The organism is Mesorhizobium sp. AR07 (assembly GCF_024746815.1).
Classification (GTDB): Bacteria; Pseudomonadota; Alphaproteobacteria; order Rhizobiales; family Rhizobiaceae; genus Mesorhizobium.
This window is the reverse complement of the sequence record NZ_CP080528.1, coordinates 680390-697943: the sequence shown is the minus strand read 5'-3', so window position 1 is coordinate 697943 and position 17554 is coordinate 680390. Positions and strand designations below refer to the sequence as shown.

General features: G+C 63.0%; 12 protein-coding genes and 10 pseudogenes. 11 read left to right on the top strand and 11 right to left on the bottom strand.

Annotation, left to right across the window (positions count from 1 at the left end; genetic code table 11):
• Window positions 1-62 precede the first annotated feature (62 nt).
• Both BPNPMPFG_RS39640 and BPNPMPFG_RS39635 read left to right on the top strand, forming a co-directional pair.
• The gene (locus BPNPMPFG_RS39640) at window positions 63-1337 is read left to right on the top strand and encodes an IS256 family transposase (protein WP_258598310.1); all 1275 of its coding nucleotides are present in this window, start codon (window positions 63-65) and stop codon (window positions 1335-1337) included.
• Between the two features lie 57 nt (window positions 1338-1394).
• Window positions 1395-1756 (top strand): annotated as a pseudogene (locus BPNPMPFG_RS39635) (transposase); the annotation flags it as partial.
• Window positions 1757-2061: 305 nt separating this feature from the next.
• Here BPNPMPFG_RS39635 and BPNPMPFG_RS39630 read toward each other — a convergent pair.
• From BPNPMPFG_RS39630 to BPNPMPFG_RS39605, 7 genes and pseudogenes are all read right to left on the bottom strand, one after another.
• Window positions 2062-2787: pseudogene (locus BPNPMPFG_RS39630) on the bottom strand (IS91 family transposase); the annotation flags it as partial.
• A 104-nt stretch (window positions 2788-2891) separates the two neighbouring features.
• Entirely contained in the window at window positions 2892-3650 is a 759-nt protein-coding gene (locus tag BPNPMPFG_RS39625; protein WP_319946035.1) for a tyrosine-type recombinase/integrase, read from the bottom strand.
• Window positions 3647-3880, bottom strand: a complete 234-nt coding sequence (locus BPNPMPFG_RS43035) for a site-specific integrase (RefSeq protein WP_319946034.1) — start codon at window positions 3878-3880, stop codon at window positions 3647-3649. Before BPNPMPFG_RS43035 ends, BPNPMPFG_RS39625 begins: the two co-directional genes overlap by 4 nt.
• Window positions 3877-4782, bottom strand: coding sequence for a tyrosine-type recombinase/integrase (locus tag BPNPMPFG_RS39620; protein ID WP_258598417.1), 906 nt, complete (start codon window positions 4780-4782; stop codon window positions 3877-3879). The genes BPNPMPFG_RS43035 and BPNPMPFG_RS39620 overlap by 4 nt, the downstream gene beginning before the upstream one ends.
• On the bottom strand, window positions 4782-5834 hold the full coding sequence (locus tag BPNPMPFG_RS39615) for a tyrosine-type recombinase/integrase (RefSeq protein WP_258598416.1): 1053 nt from the start codon (window positions 5832-5834) through the stop codon (window positions 4782-4784). The genes BPNPMPFG_RS39620 and BPNPMPFG_RS39615 overlap by 1 nt, the downstream gene beginning before the upstream one ends.
• Before the next feature lie 325 nt (window positions 5835-6159).
• Window positions 6160-6354: pseudogene (locus BPNPMPFG_RS39610) on the bottom strand (transposase zinc-binding domain-containing protein); the annotation flags it as partial.
• Window positions 6355-6366: 12 nt separating this feature from the next.
• Complete coding sequence (locus BPNPMPFG_RS39605) at window positions 6367-7227, bottom strand: site-specific integrase (protein WP_258598415.1); 861 nt, start codon at window positions 7225-7227, stop codon at window positions 6367-6369.
• A 581-nt stretch (window positions 7228-7808) separates the two neighbouring features.
• On the opposite strand from BPNPMPFG_RS39605, the gene ltrA reads away from it, so the two are divergent.
• Both ltrA and BPNPMPFG_RS43495 read left to right on the top strand, forming a co-directional pair.
• Window positions 7809-9191 (top strand): group II intron reverse transcriptase/maturase, encoded by a 1383-nt coding sequence (ltrA, locus tag BPNPMPFG_RS39600; RefSeq protein WP_413776925.1) that lies wholly within the window; start codon window positions 7809-7811, stop codon window positions 9189-9191.
• Between the two features lie 125 nt (window positions 9192-9316).
• A pseudogene (locus tag BPNPMPFG_RS43495) lies at window positions 9317-9388 on the top strand (hypothetical protein); the annotation flags it as partial.
• On the opposite strand, the pseudogene BPNPMPFG_RS39595 reads toward BPNPMPFG_RS43495, so the two are convergent.
• Window positions 9387-9548: pseudogene (locus BPNPMPFG_RS39595) on the bottom strand (DUF3991 domain-containing protein); the annotation flags it as partial. The pseudogenes BPNPMPFG_RS43495 and BPNPMPFG_RS39595 overlap by 2 nt on opposite strands.
• Before the next feature lie 403 nt (window positions 9549-9951).
• Here BPNPMPFG_RS39595 and BPNPMPFG_RS39590 point away from each other — a divergent pair.
• Window positions 9952-10253 (top strand): annotated as a pseudogene (locus BPNPMPFG_RS39590) (IS21 family transposase); the annotation flags it as partial.
• A 124-nt stretch (window positions 10254-10377) separates the two neighbouring features.
• Entirely contained in the window at window positions 10378-10563 is a 186-nt protein-coding gene (locus BPNPMPFG_RS39585; protein ID WP_258598404.1) for a hypothetical protein, read from the top strand.
• 838 nt (window positions 10564-11401) lie between these two features.
• Here the strand turns inward: BPNPMPFG_RS39585 and BPNPMPFG_RS39580 are convergent.
• The gene (locus BPNPMPFG_RS39580; protein WP_258598412.1) at window positions 11402-12568 is read right to left on the bottom strand and encodes a M24 family metallopeptidase; all 1167 of its coding nucleotides are present in this window, start codon (window positions 12566-12568) and stop codon (window positions 11402-11404) included.
• Window positions 12569-12927: 359 nt separating this feature from the next.
• Between BPNPMPFG_RS39580 and BPNPMPFG_RS39575 the strand changes: the two are divergent.
• Both BPNPMPFG_RS39575 and BPNPMPFG_RS39570 read left to right on the top strand, forming a co-directional pair.
• A pseudogene (locus BPNPMPFG_RS39575) lies at window positions 12928-13505 on the top strand (transposase family protein); the annotation flags it as partial.
• 115 nt (window positions 13506-13620) lie between these two features.
• A pseudogene (locus BPNPMPFG_RS39570) lies at window positions 13621-15129 on the top strand (transposase).
• 164 nt (window positions 15130-15293) lie between these two features.
• Here the strand turns inward: BPNPMPFG_RS39570 and BPNPMPFG_RS43490 are convergent.
• Together BPNPMPFG_RS43490 and BPNPMPFG_RS39560 are read right to left on the bottom strand one after the other, a co-directional pair.
• Window positions 15294-15472, bottom strand: a pseudogene (locus BPNPMPFG_RS43490) (ISL3-like element ISAzba9 family transposase); the annotation flags it as partial.
• Window positions 15473-15761: 289 nt separating this feature from the next.
• Window positions 15762-16232 carry a hypothetical protein gene (locus BPNPMPFG_RS39560; RefSeq protein WP_258599144.1) on the bottom strand — a complete coding sequence of 157 codons (471 nt, stop codon included), beginning with the start codon at window positions 16230-16232 and terminating at the stop codon, window positions 15762-15764.
• A 188-nt stretch (window positions 16233-16420) separates the two neighbouring features.
• Between BPNPMPFG_RS39560 and BPNPMPFG_RS39555 the strand changes: the two genes are divergently transcribed.
• The 3 genes and pseudogenes from BPNPMPFG_RS39555 to BPNPMPFG_RS43485 all read left to right on the top strand — a co-directional run bounded on the left by BPNPMPFG_RS39555 (window position 16421) and on the right by BPNPMPFG_RS43485 (window position 17549).
• Window positions 16421-16681: a hypothetical protein gene (locus BPNPMPFG_RS39555; RefSeq protein ID WP_258599143.1), complete on the top strand. Its 261-nt coding sequence runs from the start codon at window positions 16421-16423 to the stop codon at window positions 16679-16681.
• A 311-nt stretch (window positions 16682-16992) separates the two neighbouring features.
• Window positions 16993-17457: pseudogene (locus BPNPMPFG_RS39550) on the top strand (integrase core domain-containing protein); the annotation flags it as partial.
• Window positions 17412-17549 carry a transposase gene (locus tag BPNPMPFG_RS43485; protein WP_413776969.1) on the top strand — a complete coding sequence of 46 codons (138 nt, stop codon included), beginning with the start codon at window positions 17412-17414 and terminating at the stop codon, window positions 17547-17549. The pseudogene BPNPMPFG_RS39550 and the gene BPNPMPFG_RS43485, both read left to right, overlap by 46 nt.
• Window positions 17550-17554: the final 5 nt, after the last annotated feature.

Genomic DNA, 17554 nt, shown 5'->3' with positions numbered 1-17554 from the left:
CGGCGTTGCTCGCCTCGAGCCTGTAGGCTCGGGGTGTCGATTCCACTGAGGAGAGCAACGCCATGAAAAGGAATATCACATTGCCGACGGCTGCGGCGAGCGGAGCTTTGGAAGAAGCGTTCGCCGACGTTCAGGAGAGCTTCGAGAGGCTCTGCCTTGCGGCCGGAATGGAGGCGCTGGGCGCGATGATGGAGGCGGACGTCGAAGCAGCCTGCGGCCCGCGCCACGGCCGGGTTGAAGAGCGCGAGGCGCACCGCTGGGGCTCGACGCGCGGCCGGATCGGGTTTCACGGCGGCAAGGTCGCGGTCGAGCGTCCGCGGATCCGGACCGTCGATGGGCGGGAGATGGCACTGCCGAGCTGGGATCGCGCGATGTCGGAGGACTGGCTCGGCCGCTGGGCGATGAACCTGATGCTGATCAACGTCTCGACGCGGCGGTTCGGACGGGCGGTGCGACTTCCGGAAGGCGATGTGCCGGCGGGTCATGGCAGCGGCGTGTCGAAATCGGCTGCGTCGCGACGCTTCGTGGCCTTGTCGACGGAGAAGCTCGACGTCTTCATGAGCGCGGATCTGTCTGATCTCGACCTCCTGGTCATCCAGATCGACGGGCTGCATGTGAGCGACGATCTCGTGCTCGTCGCCGCGATCGGCATTGACGGCAAAGGCGGCAAGCATCCTCTCGCGCTGGTCGAGGGCGCGACCGAGAACGCCGCCACCGTTCAGGCGCTTCTGGACAATCTCGTAGAACGTGGGCTCGATCCGGCGGTAGCGCGGTTGTTCATCGTCGACGGCGCCAAGGCGCTGTCCAAGGCGATCCGCGCGACTTTCGGCAAGGACAGCCTGATCCAGCGCTGCCAGATTCACAAGGCGCGCAACATCATGGATAGGCTGCCCAAGCAGCTTCACGCCTCGACGCGCCGGGTGCTGCGCCAAGCCTGGGAGCTCGACGACGCCGGCAAGGCCGAGAAGCTCATCCGAAACCTCGCGCGTCGGCTCGACCAGGATCGGCCAGGCGTCGCGGCCAGCATCCTGGAAGGACTGGACGAGATCCTCACCGTCGTCCGGCTGAAGCTGCCCGTGCAGCTTCGCCGCTCGCTCGCCTGCACCAACATTGCCGAGAACATGATGGGCACGATCCGCCGCGTCACGCGCAACGTGAAGCGCTGGCGCAATAGCAAGATGGCCCTCAGATGGGTCGCAGCCGGCATGATCGAGGCCACCAAGGGCTTCCGCAAGCTCAAGGCTCACAAGCAGTTGCCGGTCCTGGGCGCTGCGCTGATCGCCCATCAGCAGCGCCTCGCCGCAAAGCCCGTTGCTCCGGCATCGAGGGCTGCCTAACATGATATCGCGCAACGTCGCTCAGTCGAAGTTCAACAAGCTTCGGGACATCCCCCCGAGAGTGCCGCCATCTTGTATACGGAAGGGCTGTTCCGAAAGTTCGACAACCGAAGGCAGGTTGCAGCCTATGCCGGGCTTGCGCCGACGCCTTGCGGAGCGGATCAATCGACCGCGAGCAAGGCGTCTCAAAGGCTGGCAATCCCCGGCTCCGGACAACAATGATCGAGCTTGCCTGGCTGTGGCTGCGCTACCAGCCCGAGTCAGCGCTCTCTCGTTGGTTCCGCGAACGAGCAGAGTGTAACGCCGGGCGCGTGCGCAAAACAACGATCGTCGCGCTCGCACGAAAGTTGCTCGTCGCTCTCTGGAAATATGCGACCGCAGGGGTGGTCATCGAGGGCGCCGTCATGAAAACCGCCTAAGGCGATCAACCCTGCATACCTGTCCGGAGGGCCAATTAGCCCCCGCGGATCCAGGGAGACAACCGAATCCGCCGCTGGTCTGAACCACCGACAGGAAGAATGGTCACGTCCTCCTGAGCCCTTGCCCGCCGAAAGCGGGATATTGGTGCAGCCGTCCCGGACGGCGACCGCATGTGAGTTGGACCAGGCTCGGAAATACGCCGCGCCGCGTCAACGCAGTTGGGCTCAAACCCTGGAAGCTCCGCCAACAGAAAAGGAGGAATTATGCGCCTTTGATATCACTTGACCTGAAACTCGTCATGTGAGCGGCGGATGAACTCGTGCGCGTCGAGCGTCATGATCTTCGTCTTGCCGCCGTGGCGGTAGTCTCGCCAGCGGAACGCGACGCGATTGTCGTCCATGCTGATCAGCCGGGAGTTGGCGATGGCGACGCGATGGGTGTAGCGGCCGAGATAGGCCAGCACCTGCTTTGGACCGCCGAAGGGCGGCTTGGCGTAGACAACCCATTTCCGGCGACGAGCCTCGGCGAGCAAGCGGGCGAAGGCATCGGGCTTTGCCAGGTGGGCGAGATCGCCAAAGAAGCCCAGCCGCCCCCTATCATGGGCCGCTCGCAGCTCCTCCAGAAAGCGCCGGCGGAACAGACGCAACAGCACGCGCACGGGCAGGAAGAACCCCGGCCGACAGGAGATCCATCGCGTGCCGTCGGGCGACAAACCACCGACCGGCACGATGCAATGGATGTGGGGATGGTAGGTGAGAGTTTGGCCCCAGCTGTGCAACACCGCGATGAGACCGATCTCTGCGCCGAGATGCCTGGAATCCGCGGCGATCGTGCGCAGCGTCTCGGTGGCCGCCTTGAACAGGATCGTGTAGACCGCCGCCTTGTTCTGGAAGGCGATCGCGGCAATCTCGGCCGGCAGCGTGAACACCACGTGGAAGTAGGCAACCGGAAGAAGCTCGTCCTGCCGCGCGGCGAGCCAGTCCCGGCAGGCCTGCCCTTGGCACTTGGGGCAATGCCGGTTGCGGCAGGTAATGGGCGTCGCCCATTAGCTGCCTTATGGGCAGATCCAGTAATGGGGAGCTGGCGGCGACTTGATCGCGCTCTTGTGTCCGCCGCCGCCAACCCGGCTCACCATTACGAAGGGCGCTTGAGGAGCGCGATCAGCCTGTCGGACGGCTGGAACGCGCCGCGCCGCAGATGCGGTGGAACGATCGATTCCATGGCGTCGAGCTTCTCTGTCGGATCACCACGCGTGTAGATTTCAGTGGTCGTCAGAGTCGCGTGTCCCAACCAAAGCGACACCTTACGGATGTCCTGCGTTGCTTGCAGGATGATCATCGCGCATGTGTGCCTGAGCACGTGAGGCGAGATGCGTTTCTTGTTGAGGCCGGGATGCGCTCGAGCGGCAGTCGCTGCATGCTGTTTGAGCAGATAGGCGAAGCCCCATCGGCTCAGCGGCTCTCCCCGGGCATTGACGAACACCTCGGGCGCTGCAACCCGCCCGCGAACGGCGAGCCAGGCGCGCAGGGCTGCGGCCGTGGTCTTCCACAAGGGAAGCGTCCGTTCCCGCCGTCCCTTGCCCAGGACACGAATGCTCATCGACGACAGGTCGATGTCCTCGATATTCAATCCCGTCAGCTCGGACACGCGCAGACCCGCACAAACCGCCAGATGCAGCATGGCCCGGTCGCGGATGCCATCGCGCGTGGCGGGATCCGGAGCGTCGAGCACCGCTTGCAGCTCCTCCCGCAGGAGATAGGGGACCAGACGCTGATCCGTCTTCTTGAATGGGATCGCCAGGACGCGGCGGACATGCTCCAGGGCTGCCGGCTGCCTGTATTCGAGGAAGCGGAAGAAGGACTTGATGGCCGCCAGCCGGACATTGCGCGTCACCGGCGCGTTTTGCGCTTATCCTCGAGATACTCCAGGAAGTCGCTGATGAGGCCGGCGTCGAGTTGCTCCAGCGTCAGCGCCGATGGCGAGACCTTCAGCCGCTTTGCGGCGAACATGAAGAGCAACTGGAAGCTCAGGGAATAGGAGTCGCGCGTATGCCGACTGACGCCCCGCTGGCGGGCGAGTGTCTCATCGAGGAACGCTTCGATGAGGGGAGCAATCGGCGTCATGATTGCCTCCCTTCGGTAATGAACCCTTCACCGGCCGCGGCGACGTCGCGCATGAGGTCGGCGGTGGCCTCCAGATACCAGTAGGTCGCATAGATGTTGACGTGACCCATGTAGGTCGCAAGCGCCGCCATATGCGCGCCGCTTCGGCCTCGATCCGTCGGACTGCCTTGCAGCGCGCGCACCGCAAACGTGTGCCGCAAATCGTGCAGACGCGGGCGGCGCTTCGCCGCCGGTACGATACCCGCTGTGCCGACCAGCCTGTCGAAGGTCTCTTTGACAGCAATGTAGCGCAGAGGCAGACCACGCGCGTCAACGAACACCGGATCAGTCTCGGAACAGGGCCGGCGATGCGCCAGATAGCCATTCAAGCCCGCTACTGCTGTGTCGTGCAGCGGCACCAGGCGGGTTTTCCGGAACTTGGTCTCGCGGATCAGCAGGCCGTCGCGCGTCACGTCGGCGACCGTCAACTTCAGCGCTTCGGAGATCCTCAACCCGGTGACTGAGAGCAGTGCGATCAATGTCGCATAGGTCCGTGAGCGCAAGCCGCCTTTGGGTCGAAGCCGAAGGGCGGCCTCGATGAGGCGATCGATCTCCGCTGCTGGGTAGATATGCGGCGAGCGCCGCGTCTTGCGGGCGCCGAAGTGATTAGCCGGCGGCAGCTCATGCCGGGCGTCTTCAACCCGGACATGACGCACAAAGCGGCAGACGGCTTTCAGTCGGGCATCGCGTTGCGCGGCAGACGGTCCCCGCGCCGCCCAATCGATTGCGGTTTGCGTGTGGACTTGCGTTTGCCCGCGCTCGGTCGCAAAGGCGGCAAAGCTCCTGAGCAAGTATTCCGCATTCAGCATTGCGAATCCAGTGGGACGGCGGAGCGCCAGATAAGTCTCGATGGCCTTCAACATCAGAGAACCTCCGGCCAGGGCTGCGCGATTTGCTTCAGGAGCGTGACATCGGCCTTGGCGTAACGGGCAGTCGTGTCGATGCCTCGGTGCCGCAGGACCAACCCGATCTTCTCAAGCGGAACGCCATGGCGCAGCATCTCGGTCGCCGCCGTGTGTCGCAGGACGTGCGCCCCCTTGACTGGCGCCACGATGCCGGCCCGCTGCATGAGGCGTTTCACCAGCGACGAGATGCCGTCACCGTTCCGGAACGGTCGAAACGGCGCGATATTGCGGAGGAACACATGATCGCTCGGGCAGGTCGAAGGGCGACACGCGAGGTAGTCGGCGATCGCATCCCCGACATCTTGCGGAAGCGGCAGACGCACCTCGTAGCGCGACTTGCCCGAGACCCGCAGCGAGCCCGTCTCCCACTCGATATCGTCAAGGCGGAGTTGCGCCACGTCGCCGGCCCGCAGCCCGAGGCGCACCAAGAGCAGGACGATCGCGCGATCACGCCGGCGCGCAACGACTTCGCCATCGCATGCCGCGATCAGCCGGTTCACCTGCTCCGCCGCTAGATATCGCGGCAGGTCGGCAAGCCGCCAACTGGCAAAGCCAGGAACGACATCGGCGAGACCTGCTCGGCAGCGGCCTGTGACGGCAAGATACCGCAAGAACGCGCGCAGGCTGGTCGTCAACTTCTCCACGGTTCCATTGCCGCAATGGCTCGCGCGGTCCAGGAAAAAGCTGCGGATAGCGGCTGGTTCCCACCGCTCTGGATCGTCCCCGAGTGCCGCCATCAAGTGGGCGGCGTCACGGGCGTACAGCTTGATGGTGGGATCGGACGCCCCGCGATGCTTGCGCAGCCACACTTTGAAGTGAGCCACCAGGCACGGCTCGGCACGCTGCAATGCGGCAGCGGCGGACTGGCAAACGCCAATTTCGACAAGGTGCTGGCGAAAGAGCCTGGCGCCAAAAATGGTGTGGTGGTTGCGACGCCCGCCCATGGCGCGCGGACATCGACAAGTGCGCAAGTGCTCGCTGAACACCGCCAGATCAATGTCGCTGGGCATTGCCCCTTGCGGAACCACGACATGGCCGAGGTGCGCTGCCGCCCGCAAATATCGCGCGGCCGTGCCGGCACTATAGCCCTGCCGCTCGAGCGCGGCTGCGAAACCGTCAAGGTATGGTCCGCTTGGCCCGCTCCGCAAATGCCTCGGCAGCTTCGATGCCGAGAAGTAAATCTCCAACATGTTCGTCTCCGTTTCTGACCGGCCATTGGTGGCCGAGCTGATGGAGGCGCAGGACCGCGCGGTTATGGAGACAAAAAGCGCAACAATTCACCGAAAAATGCCGTTGCCGGCACGCCAACTCCCCATTACTGGATTTGCCCATAAGGCAGGAATTGTAGGCCACGCGGATCGCCCCGCAGGACCGGCAGCCCTCCACATGGCCGCCCAGTTCGGCGGTCCGGCACAGTTCGATGGCGCTCATCGAGCGGCGCTCGACGCGTCCGAGATGGCCGATATTGACCTGTCGATACGCCTCGCCATGGCGGCGGAAGATATCCGCCACCTCCAGTCTCGCCGACATGGGCGGGACCGGTTAGCCCGGCGGCACGACTTCGATGTTCAGCTGGTCGAGCGGGCTCGTCGTGCGCCGGATGAGGCCGTTCGAGACCTTGGTGTAGCGCGCCGTCGAGGAAAGATTGTTGTGGCCAAGCAGCACCTGGATGATGCGGATATCGGTGCCGTTCTCGAGCAGATGCGTGGCGAAGCTGTGCCTGAGAGTGTGGACCGTCACACGCTTGTCGATGCCGGCGGCGGCTCGCGCCGAGCGGCAGGCCGAATACAGCACCTGCACGTCGATGGGCCGATTGACGTCTCGGCCGGGAAACAGCCAGCCCTGCGGCTTCGCCAGACGCCAGTAGACCCGCAGGATACGCAGCAGCTGCGCCGACAGCATCACGGTGCGGTCCTTGCCGCCCTTGCCATGCTCGACACGGATCACCCCGCGACCGCTGTCGATGTCGCCGACCTTCAGCCCGACAGTCTCCGAGGCGCGAAGACCTGCTGCGTAGGCCGTCGTCAGGGCCGTACGGGTCTTCAGGCTCGGCACCGCCTCCAGGAAGGCGACGACCTCATCGGCGCTCAACACCACCGGCAGCGTGCGTGGCGAGCGAGCATAGACGATACGCTCCGGAATCTCGGCATGGCCCAGCGTCACGCCGTAGAAGAACCGCAGCGCGCACACCGTCTGGTTCAGCGCTGGCCACGAGATTCCGGTCGAGACCAGATGAACTTGGAAGGCGCGGACGTCCTCCAGACCGAGCCGGTCCGGCGAACGGCCAAAGTAGCGCGAAAACTTCGCCACGGCATGCACGTAGGATCGCTGCGTGGCCGGCGACAGATTGCGGATCGTCATATCCTCGATCATGCGCCGGCGAAGCGGGCTCAACTCGGCCATTTTATTGCTCCTGTTCTCAAGATTGCGCTTCAACAGCCGCAATCCTCTAAAACAGAAGCTTCACCCGCAAACCGACCCGCCAAATGCCGCGTCAGCGGCTTCGTTGTGTGCCCAGCATGTTCAACCGCTTGGGGGTGAAAGTTCCCTAGCCAACCTGATGGAGGTGAAGGCTTAGCAAAGCGCAAGGGCATCACCGCGAGGTGGTGTCTGAAGGAAGCGTGGAGCAAAACCGCGACCTGACGAACAGAAACCGGATATGAGGCATCCCTGGCCGGACGAGCGGGCAACGTGTCGCGAAGTCCATATCCATCAAGGGGCAGGGCTGTAGATCCGGCAGGTGCGCGGGGAAGGCGATTGAACTTACCTGGGGAGGCCTGCGTCATGTTCCGACTTCGGAACTGAGGGAACCGCAAGGTGACCTGACCGTGATGCAGGAGTCAGCAGAGGGCGTAGTAGGTGATGCTGTCGGCAAGGCTAGTGAGGCACTCCAAGGCCGAAAGGCGGAGCAAATGGATAGGCCGAGCCGGAAACGATGACCGAAGGCCCGAACGATTGGAAGCGGCAAGTAGGACTGGCAACTCATGAGTGGAAAGCGGCAGAAGACCCAGTATTCACTGGCCCTGGAACCGAGGGACCGGGGTGAAGCCCCTGTCAGCGGTTACCAAGGGGCCGAACCACTCATGGCGAAGTCGGCACCCGAAAGCCCGGCTTGGACGGAACAGCTAATGGAGACGGTATGTAGCCGAGAGAATCTGGAAACAGCGTGGAAACGCGTTCGAAGCAACAAGGGTAGCCCAGGCGTGGATGGGATGACCATCGAGGACGCCAAGGGCTACCTGCGTGAGCACTGGCCAAGCATCCGGTCTCGATTGCTCGAGGGAACCTATCAGCCGCAGCCGGTCAAGCGGGTCGAAATCCCCAAGCCGGACGGCGGGGTCAGAAAACTCGGCGTACCTTGCGTCGTCGACAGACTGATCCAGCAAGCCCTGCTGCAGGTCCTGCAAGAGCAGTGGGATCCGACGTTCTCGGAGCACAGCTACGGCTTCCGCCCGGGACGCTCTGCCCATCAGGCAGTAGCCCAAGCGCAATGCTACATTGCCGAGGGTTACAGCTACGTGGTTGACCTCGACCTCGAAAGATTTTTCGATCGGGTTAATCATGATAGCCTGATGGCGCGCGTCGCCGCCAGGGTGTCCGATAAGCGTGCGCTCAAACTCATCCGTGCATTCCTCAATGCGGGGGTGATGGAGGACGGCCTGGTCCGTCCGGTGGACGAGGGGACCCCGCAAGGCGGCCCGCTCTCGCCCCTCCTGAGCAACCTCCTACTCGACGATCTCGACAAGGAACTGACCCGACGTGGCCACCGTTTTTGCCGCTACGCCGACGACTGCAACATCTATGTTCGCAGCCGCCGCGCCGGCGAACGGGTCATGGCTTCCGTCAGCCGGTTCCTGACCAAGAAGCTGCGGCTGAAGGTCAACGAGGCGAAGAGCGCGGTGGCGCGACCGGAGGAGCGGAAGTTCCTAGGGTTCAGCATCTCGAATGACGGGAGCGAGCGGCGCATCGCGCCAAAAGCTCTCGCCAAATTCAAGACGCGGATCTGGGACATGACACGCCGGACCCTGGGCATCAGTCTGCCGCAGCTGATCAAGGAGCTGAAGCCATACCTCGTCGGTTGGCGCGGCTACTTCGGCTTCTGCCAGACGCCTCGAGTACTCACACACCTGGAAGCGTGGATCCGCCGGAGACTACGCATGTATCTCTGGCGGCAATGGGGGAACGGGCACAACCGCTTCAAGGAACTGCGTCGTCATGGCGTACCAAAGTTCGGAGCTGCGGTTGCCGCCGGTTCACCGACGGGATTCTGGCGCATGTCAGGACACCCGGCGGTCCAACAGGCCCTGCGCAACCATTACTTCGACTCTCTCGGTCTCCCTCGCCTCCATGTCTCTGCCCAAGCTTAATCCGATCGAACCGCCGTGGTACGGACCCGTATGCCCGGTGGTGTGGGAGGGGCGGCGTCGCGAGGCGTCCCCCTATCCCGATCAATCCTGAATCCCTTAAATCGCGACACGCCTTAGGTTGGCTGATGCAGACTGTTGCCATCAGTTGGCTGATGGCAACGATCTCGACTTCCGATCTGATGGTTGCGCTGGTACAGAATCGCGAGGGCCTAACGGGGACAGAACCTTCGCCCCACCGGTCGCGAAGTCGCGCCGTTCCGGACCACGCTCCTCCCATCCGGTGACGAGCCCTGCATCATCGGTGTGGGCAGCCCACATGCTGCCGAGCAGACGATTGTTCCGGATCGCGGTCCTCAGAGGAGACCGGTAACTTCTCTGGGGTGAAACGCGGCCACGATTTGTTAGCGCCGACTGGGCCATCACCATCTCTTTGGTTGCGTAGATAGTGATGGCAATGGAGTGGACGATTTCGATCGAGGGGACGAATGAATTCGGCGTCATCTGTCGCCGAGAGGTCCGGATCGACAAAAGCGATGAGCGTCTGCGTAACGGAGACCTTGGTGCGGATTCCGACCGAAGCCGGCGGGGTATTCCGACGCGAAGCCGGCCACCGTTCTGATTTGAAGCCGGCCACCGTTCCGACGTGAAGCCGGCCACCTGTACCGATTAATTCCCGGCCGGGCTTTTGCCTCGGAGAGACGTATTCGCCTGGGTCAGTCCCTCGGGCATGAGGCCCCTCGTTATCAACGAGGAATGGCTGATGCCCGCCAAGAGAGAACTGACCATGAGACAAATCCGACAGATGCTGCGGCTTGCCCGTGACGGTGTCAGCGCCCGGGAGATCGGGCGCACGCTCGGGGCGGCGCGCAGTACGATCCAGGATAATCTGCAACGGGCGGCAACGGCCGGCTTGAGCTGGCCTCTGCCTGCCGAGCTGACCGACGCGGTCTTGGAGCAGCGGCTTTTCGGCCATGCCGGCAGCAAGCCCGGGCTGCGCCGACGCACGGAACCGGACTGGGCCCGCTGGCTTGCGAGCTGAAGCGACCCGGCGTCAATCAAACTAAAAAATCCACTTCTGTCCTGCCTTGCGGGTGAAGGAGTGACTGACCCTACCCGGGGGAATTTGAAGTGACCCCCGGGGCTGGCGATCGACGCAAAGAGTTCGTCGTCAGTATCGATACCGCTCATGTTCGCAGCGACGATGCAAACTCAGCAAGAAATTTCGAGATCGTTGTTGCCCGCTGCGGTCGTGGTGGGCGGGGAGATGCGGGCGGCCGGTATTTCACCACCAGCAATACCGGCCAACATGCGATACGGGATCGTGCCCTTCACGCTCTCCGGCGAGAGGGGTATTGCAGCTTTGGCGATGTGACCGTGATTTCCGACGGCGCCGAGATCCTCAAACGGTTACCTCGTGCGATGCCGAAGCCGACCACACACATCATCGACTGGTTCCACATCGCTATGAAGATTAAGCCCATGCAGCAGATCGCGGATCCCATGGTTCGATCCCGCTCTGATCTCGCCGGTGCGCTTCCGTCCATCGACAGCGACATCAGAGGGGGTAAAGTGGCGTCTGTGGCACGGACGCTTGGACCGAGCGATCCGCGACCTCGAGCGGCTTGTAGCGGAATTCAAGACCTCGCAGGAAGAAGGGTCACTCGCGGTCGCGCGCCTTCATAACCTTGGCGCGCAGCTCCTCACCTACATCCCCTCGAACCGCGGTGCGATCATCAACTACGGCAAACGCTACCGAGCCAGTCTTCGCGTCGCCACGACCCCACGACCCTTGCCGAGTCGGCGGTCAATTCGCTGGTCGCCAAACGAATGGTGAAGAAGCAGCAGATGCGCTGGTCTCAGCACGGTGCCCACATGCTGATGCAGGTTCGAACAGCCGAAATGAACGGCGAGCTTCGCGATCGGCTGCGCGCAAGATCTCGGCTGCCAGAACCTCAGGTGCCTTCGCTGTTCAAGCCCAAACCACCTCTACTCCGAGCCGCATAACCCCAGGGAAGTACCGGTCTCACTCCGAGGGAGCGTAGGGTTTGCGATGTCATGGACGAAGCTTCCTCCAAACTATTTCGGACGGGATGGCGATACTGCCATGATCTGCACATCTGCTGTTCAACATCGCGATCGACGGACACATTGGGAGCCATGTTTTGCGGGCTCCCCGGTCTTTCGCCTGTCGGGCATGCTCCTGCCACTTGTTATTGCACGCGATAGAGCGTGTGTGGTGTGCGGCTGAGTATTTCCGCGCCGCGCTCCGTCACCAGAACGTGCTCGCTGGTCCCAAACAGGTAGCCGCTTTCGCCGAACAGATTGTATGGCAGGTGCAAGGTCATACCGCTCTCGAGGATGTCGTCTGCGCCTGGCTCCAAGCTTATGTTGCCGCGTTCTGTCCAATTGATGCCGGTTTGGTATCCGGCCCGATGACGAGAGACCTTCGGGCGGCCGGATCGCTCGATCACCTTGCGCCCGGCGGCATCCACCTCACCGGCAGTTGCACCCGGTTTGATCACGGCAATCGCGGCTTCAAGGGCCTCCACCGACAGGTCGTGCAGAGATTCGGTCTCAGGATGCCGCCCGAGCACCGCACCCCGGACCAGCCCTGCGGCGTACCCATATTTCGCGCCGCCGATCTCCACCATAGCTGGCTCGTTATTTCTGATCGGATGGCGCGTCGGGCCGCCGTGCGGCAGCCTAGTCCGCTCGCCAAAGACCAGAGTAGTGGAAGGCGTTCGAATTTCGCCGCCGGCTTTTTTGACCTCCGCCTCGATAGTCAAGAACACTTCCGTTTCGGTGACGCCTTCCCGCAGCGAACGCTGAAACGTGCGTACGGCCAAGTCGGTCATGGCCATCGCGTCGCGCATGGCCTTGAGCTCTAGCTCGGTTTTCACGGCCGCCACTGACGCGACCAGACGAGTCGCGTCGGCCACCTTGATATCGGGAAGCTGGACCTGAAGCGCACTCACATCAGCCGGTGCGAGGTTCCAGCACCCGAGTTCGAGCCCTATTCTTCGGCCCTGCAGTCCGTACCGCTTGAGGACATCGGCGCACACCTTGGCAAAATCGTACTGGTGGGTATAACCAACAATCTCATCAATGCAGCTGTCTGCACGAACGGCAGCTACCTCGTACTCTCGAACAACGTATGTCGGTGTTCGCCCCGGCACGAGGATCAATGGGAACGGCGCGAAGTACCCACCACGCCCATTGTATCCGGTGAGATACTGGAGATGGCCGTGGGCTGTGACCAGGAGCGCGTCGAGTTCGGCGCGCGCCATTGCCTCAAGCACCTTATTCTGCCGGCGCTCGTACTCTGACTTCGGAAATGGGATGCCAGTGAGAGGAATCGCTGAAAACGTCGTGGCCATATATCACCTCAATCAGTTGCCATGTTGTTTCGACAGTTCGATTCAGAGAACGGTACGTGCTCGGCCAAGGTCCGAAACGGGCACCAATTCAGTCAATTCATCAGTCAAGGTCGCCTGCCCGGCCGTCTGCGTCAAATGCAGTTTTCATATTGTCGCCATCTGGCAGCCAGATGCGCAGCAAGCTGGTATCCGGCGCATGGAATGAAGGGCGACTGCGGCCGCAATACGGTGGTCGGAGTGCTAAAAGGGGGCTGTTTAGAAGCGGAACGTTGTTGGGACCGGGTGCGTTGCGCGATTGAGTACTACGCTTGGCGTTTTGATGGCGTGCGGCGCCCGTCTCCTCGCCGAGGGAGTACCTGATGCTGTCCGTCCATCCTCATGCCTGCACCCCAGCCGTCCGGATCGAGATTGCCCGCTCACACGAACCCACAAGCGTGTTGGCCAAGCGCTTCGGGGTGAGCATGGAAACCATCCGTAAGTTGCGCAACCGTGGAGCTGAGGACTGCCAGGACCACAGCAGCCGACCGCACAAGCTACCCTGGAAAGCCACGGATGAAGAGCGGGCGATTGTCTGCGCCCTGCGCCGCTCGATGACCTTACCTTTGTGGTCACGCACTTCCCGCCGCATCTGAACCGGGACGCGGTCTACCGCATCCTCAAGGCTGAGGATCTCGGTCGCCTGCCGCCAGCCCATCACCACAGACGGGAGAGCGGCACGTTCAAGGACTACGACCTCGGCCTCGTGCATATGGATATCAAGCACCTGCCCAAGCTGAGAACCGCCAATTGCGAGAGTCGCAAGCGCTATCTGTATGTGGCGATCGACCGTTGCTCCCGCTGGGTGCATCTGGCTGTCAAGGACGACGGACTGACGGCAAGCGCGATCGCCTTCTTGAAAGACGTCGTGACAGCCTGCCCCTTCAAGATCACGCACGTGTGCGGCGCGGCAATCAACGTGAGAGCGCGCATTGCCTCGCCTGAATTGTTCCTGGATGTCAAGCCGTTGCCTCATCTGATTTGCTCCCCGCATTTGTGTGGCAGGAGCAAATCAGATGAGGCAGGTCAGCATGGCGACGCGGGATGAGCTGGTGAGCGCGGTAACGGAGCGCTACGCCCGAAGCGACCGGGCAGGGAAGTCGCACATTCTCGATGAGTTCGTGGCGGTGAGCGGCTTTCACCGCAAGCATGCGATGCGCCTATTGCGCAACGGACCGCAGGTGGGCCGTTCGGGGCCGCGGCCGGAGCGGCGGCTTTATGACGATGCGGTTGGTGAAGCGCTGATCGTGCTGTGGGAGGCCTCGGACCGGATCTGCGGGAAGCGGCTGAAAGCGTTGGTGCCGATCCTGGTTGAGGCGATGGAGCGTCACGGGCATCTTCAGCTTGCGCCGGAAATCCGGACGCGGCTTTTGGCGATGAGTGCGGCAACGATCGACCGTGCGCTTCGCGCGGTCCGCGAGACCGCAGGTGGCGGCAAGCGGCGGCGGCCCGCGCCATCCTCGGCGCTGCGGCGGAGCATACCGATCCGCATCTTCTCCGACTGGCAGGATCCACCGCCCGGCTTTGTGGAGGCCGACCTGGTGGCGCACAGCGGCCCGGTGACGAGCGGCAGCGTTGTGCAGCCGCTGGTTCTCACCGACGTTGCGAGCGGATGGACGGAATGCGCGCCGTTGCTGGTCCGCGAGCAGAAGCTGCTGAGCGAGGTGCTGACGGAATTGCGGCGGCTGCTGCCGTTCGACCTTCTCGGCTTCGACACCGACAATGACAGCGTGTTCCTGAACGAGACGGTGCGCGATTATTTTCAGGAGGCCGGTGTCGCGTTCACGCGCTGCCGGCCGTACCGCAAGAATGATCAGGCTTTTGTCGAGCAGAAGAACGGTGCCGTGGTGCGCCGCATCGTCGGCTATCGCCGGCTGGAGGGGCTTGAAGCCGCCGCAGCCCTGGCGCAGCTCTATGCAACGGTGCGGCTGTTCGTGAACTTCTTCCAGCCCTCCTTCAAGCTGGCCGCAAAGGAGCGGGACGGCGCCCGCGTGCGCAAGCGTTATCATCGCCCGGCGACGCCCTGCCAACGATTGCTGGCGGATCCGCGGACGCCGGAACCGGTTCGCGCCGCACTCGCGCAAACATATGCGCGGCTGGACCCTGTCCGGTTGCTGAGCAAGATGCGGATAGCGCAGCAGCGCCTCGTCGACATCGCCGACAGGTCCGGCACGCCATCGGTTGTGGCGGCCGATCCGTCTCTCGACCGGTTCCTGTCGGGCCTGCGGACGGCTTGGAAGGAGGGTGAAATCCGCCCAACCGCGCAAGCCAAGCCGAAGCAAAAACGGGGCCGTCGGCGACCGGATCCCTTCGCCCTCGTCACCAAATAACTGCAAGCGTGGTTTGACGAAGAGCCCTGGCGGACGAGCCGCGAATTGCTGGAGCGTCTGCAGGCGGAGCGTCCGGGGCAATATCCCGATCAGTTGCTGCGTACGTTGCAGCGCCGCTTGAAGATCTGGCGAAAGGAAAAGGCGCTCGCAATGGTGTTCGGCGCGATGCAGTTCGAGCCGGCAATCGAGCCTTGACGAATTGATCCGGATTCCAAGTGGTGGGGAACATTATGATGAGGCAACGGACAATGTCGGGCGGGAGCATTCCACGGTGAGGCAATACGGCTTCTCTCCCAGATTGGTTCTTCCGCATATTTGGTGCAGGGACTACTTTTTCGGGTGTCCCTTTTCCGGTTGGGTCAAGCGGCTGCCAGCAGTCGGCTCCGGAGGAGCGGATAAGCGGCGCGCCCGTACATCTGGCGCTTGATCGTCTTGAGGCGGTTGATCTGGCTTCGACCGGGCTCGTGCTCCAGGGCTGGGTGATGGCCGCCCGGACAGCCTCAATGTCACGGCCGATGCCTGCTGCAAGGGAGGCCAGTTCACTGCCCGTGGCATCGGCGATCCATTGCTCGAGGCCGGCATCATCGTCGCCGCGTATCACTGCAGCAAAACGGCGGGCGAGTTCGCCCGCGATCGAAAGCTCCGGCGCATTTTCATGGAGATGGTGAAGGAACCGCTCGGTCTGCTCATCGAGAGATGTCGGGTCTTCGCTCAGCAGCCATGCACAGTTCCGGCGCGATGGCGGCCGCCACCGCGAATTTGGTGGAGCGGTCGATGACCGCTCCTTGCGTGCGGCGGACCACCTGTAGACGGTCGCCTTGCTACCTTCAAAGCCGCGGCACTTGAGTTCGGCCCACAAATTGCAATCCGTTGCGCTGGCCTTCCTGCCAGCGTCTTTCGAGATAATCGCGAACAGGATCCATGAGAACGGAGCGCGCGGGCGGCCGCCGGTGCTCGGGCTCACCGCCCGCTGCGAACCAGAGTTCGACCGTTCTCACGTTCATGCCAGTCCGGGGCGCAATCTGGCGCGGCGACAGACCGGCCTCCCGCAAATCAAGGATTTCAGCATAGAGTTCACTGCGCTGGTCGCGTCGCGACCGGCGCAGGCCATCAAGCTTCGTGGAAGTCTCTTCCGGTGGTTCCGGCTTGGCTTCGGCGTTTCCGGCCATCTCGGACGCCATGGCCTTTCCGGCGGCGCTGACCGCCTTGCGATGGCGACCGACGGCCAGACGCAACGCTTCGCCCAGGTTCTTGGAGAAGATGCCAGCGGTCGGCGACCTGCGTTGCATCGGGAGCACCGCGACGGCGCCCTCGGCATAAACGCCGGCACGATCGCGCGCGATTACCTCGATGCCAGGATGGCGCTCCAGCCATGATGCGACCGTGTCGGCATTTCGATCCCGGCAACAGATCGAGGACGCGGTTGCGCTCCAGATCGCAGATGATCGTCCCGTAGCGCTGCCCCTTGCGCCAAGCCCAGTCGTCGATGCCGACCACACGGGGCGCATGCGGCGGCTCGAACCCGGCCGCCCGGATCATCCGCAGCAGCGCGTCGCCGCTTACCGGCATGGCCAGTTTGCGCGACAGGCGCGAGCCGGGCTCGCCGCCGACCGCGAAGCCGATCGCCAGCTGGCTTTCGCTGAGGCGGGAGGTGCGTCTCGCTTTCGGCCGTGCCGTTTCCGGCAACCGCTCGGTGAAGATCCGCCGCTGGCATTGTGGATCGGCGCATCGAAACCGTCGTGCGTGAAGCTGGATTTCGACAATCCGCCCCTGCCACGGCAGATCGGTCAACCGGCGCATGTAGTGACTGTGGACGCGGCGGGTTCGGCGGCCGCAACATGGACAGCACGAGTCCATCGCCCTCGGCCGGGCCACAAGCACCACCCTCTCGGCCTGCGGCAGAATTTGGACAATCGAAAGCTCGGGCGAAATCAGCGAGCGGAAGGCATGGAGCACGGGCAAATCACGGCGTCGACTGCGATTCCGACTCTATGAACTTATTCGCTCCGTCCGTGAATCCCGCAACCTGCACCAAAATGCGGAAGAACCCTTGATTGACGCGCTATACACGTGCTCACTGATCGTGGCTCGTGCTTTACGGCCGATGGCTTCGAGGAGGCCTGCGGCAAGCTGAAGGTGGCGCATTGCAAGACCAAGCCGTATACGCGCAGACAAACGGGCCTGTGGAGCGCTTCAACGGCCGCGTGCAACGTGAGGTGACGGGCATCATCATCTCCAGCCATCGCGATCTGGAGAAGCTACTCAAGGGCTTCACCTAGGCCTACAACATGCGTCGGCAGCGCGTGCTCAAAGGGCGCCTCACCCAAGCAGGTCGTGCGACGTCGCCTAGCCGTGGAGCCGAAGCTCGCGAACCCGCGCTTCAAGCCGCCCGACTCAGACGCCTTGCCGCAAGCTCTCCAGGTCGTCGCTGCCGCCAAGGAGGTCTCGCATCCAGACACTACGATGGTGGAAAGAGGATATCAGGCCGCAGGTGTCATATGGTGGTTGATACGCAAGGGCTGATCCTGCACGTGCTGGTGCATCTAGCCGATGTGCATGATCGTCGCGCAGCCGAAGCCGTGCTGGCAGGAACTGTGCACCCACTACTGATGTGAACTGC